We start from the raw sequence: 1,545 nt of genomic DNA on the forward strand, positions 1-1,545 counted from the left end.
CGATGTAATGATCGGACTCGCACTCGGCAAGAAGGCGGTCAAGCATGGCTACAAACGCGCCGGCATCCTCGGTGCGATCGCGACCGGTGGTGCAGCGGCCGTGGGATACGTGGTCGTCAAGCGGGCGCTCAAATCGCGAACGAGCGAGGAGAACGTCGATTCGGCGATCGACACCGATCAGATCAAATCAGCCGTCGAGGAGCAGGGGATCGGCGCGGTGACCGATCGCGAGACGCTCGAATCGGCCGTCGACGAGGAGCAACTCGACACGGACGTCGATATGGAGAGCGTCCAGTCCGAGGCGGAGGACGAAGCCGATGAGATAGAGGAAGGTTCTGAAAACAATAATTCGCAATAAACCAACAATCCGGCACGGAACATCTTCTGCATGGACATCAGTGGCCGACTGACACAGTCAAGCAATCGGCGACCAAATAACTCTCACATCAAAGCCCATCCCTCAGGGAGCGAGCCGTCAGGCGAGCGAGCAGGGAGGGGTCATTTACTTGGGTGTACCGTCCTTGATCCAGACGACGTATGAGATGACGACGAGCGTTACCCTGACGATTGCTCGGAAATGACGAGGTGTGGACCGTGCTATCGGTTACGAGCGAACAACTGGCCTGGGCCGTCTGTATCGACATCGACTGACTGGAGTGCATCCCACAGTGTCGCGGCGTTGCTGGTGACGACTGGGAGTCCACGGTCAGCTTCAAGCGTCTCGACCACCGGTAACGACGGGTAGTTCGTACAGGAGACGAAGACGCCGTCGGAATCGTCAGCATCGGCCAGAAGCGCGTCGACCTGTCGATAAGCGTCCTCAGGGGAAAGTGCGCCGATANATATCGGTGTTTGCCGTGGTCCCTCGATCGTCGACGGCGACGATTTCGTGGCCACTTTCTTCGAGATAGTCCACCTCTCGTCGAGTGAGGTCGTTCACGTACGGCGTTGCGAGAGCGATACGCTGGCAGTCGAGCGTATCGAGGGCACGTTCAACCGAGAGCGCGGTCGCCACGGCCGGACAGTCCGCCGTCGCCCCGATTTCCGCTTCCAGCTCGGCGTCGAAGCCGTGTCCGTGCAGGAGACTGCCGGTCGTACAGTCGTAGGCCACGACATCGACGTCGGCGTGAGCCAGCAGCTCCGCACACTCGATCGCGCGGTCGGCCATCGCGTCGAGATCGTCCGCGGTGACGTCTTCGAGAGGCATCCGGGCGGCGTGGACGCTCGTCCCCGCCGGGCAAGCGGTCGTCAGCTCCGGTTCGGCGGTCGTGTTCGAGGAGGGGACGACGAGGCCGATCCGGGCGCGCCAACCGGTCATGGCTCGTCGATGCCCGTCTTTTCGTCCGCGCGGTCCCGTTCCACGAGTGCCGGATCACGTTCAGTGGGATCGCCGTGACCGCCACCGCCAGGCGTCCGGACGGTGACCGTGGTGTCGGCTGCGACCTCGCGGGTCGTCTTCGCCGGGACGGACTCCCCGTCGATGCGGTTTTCGCCGGTCGCGCCGTCCTCGCCGCCGGCGATGCCACGGGGTGCGATGCGGCGTCG

2 protein-coding genes and 1 pseudogene are annotated in these 1,545 nt (G+C 63.1%); 1 reads left to right on the top strand and 2 read right to left on the bottom strand.

What is annotated here, in order from left to right; genetic code table 11:
• Positions 1–7 precede the first annotated feature (7 nt).
• On the top strand, positions 8–358 hold the full coding sequence (locus C448_RS01455) for a hypothetical protein (protein WP_004051352.1): 351 nt from the start codon (positions 8–10) through the stop codon (positions 356–358).
• 239 nt (positions 359–597) lie between these two features.
• Here C448_RS01455 and C448_RS16865 read toward each other — a convergent pair.
• Both C448_RS16865 and C448_RS01465 read right to left on the bottom strand, forming a co-directional pair.
• Positions 598–1,318: pseudogene (locus tag C448_RS16865) on the bottom strand (maleate cis-trans isomerase family protein).
• A partial coding sequence (locus C448_RS01465) for a hydantoinase B/oxoprolinase family protein (RefSeq protein WP_004051354.1) occupies positions 1,315–1,545 on the bottom strand: 231 nt, incomplete at its 5' end. The gene C448_RS01465 and the pseudogene C448_RS16865, both read right to left, overlap by 4 nt.

It is taken from the genome of Halococcus morrhuae DSM 1307 (assembly GCF_000336695.1).
In the GTDB taxonomy this organism is placed as follows: Archaea; Halobacteriota; Halobacteria; order Halobacteriales; family Halococcaceae; genus Halococcus; species Halococcus morrhuae.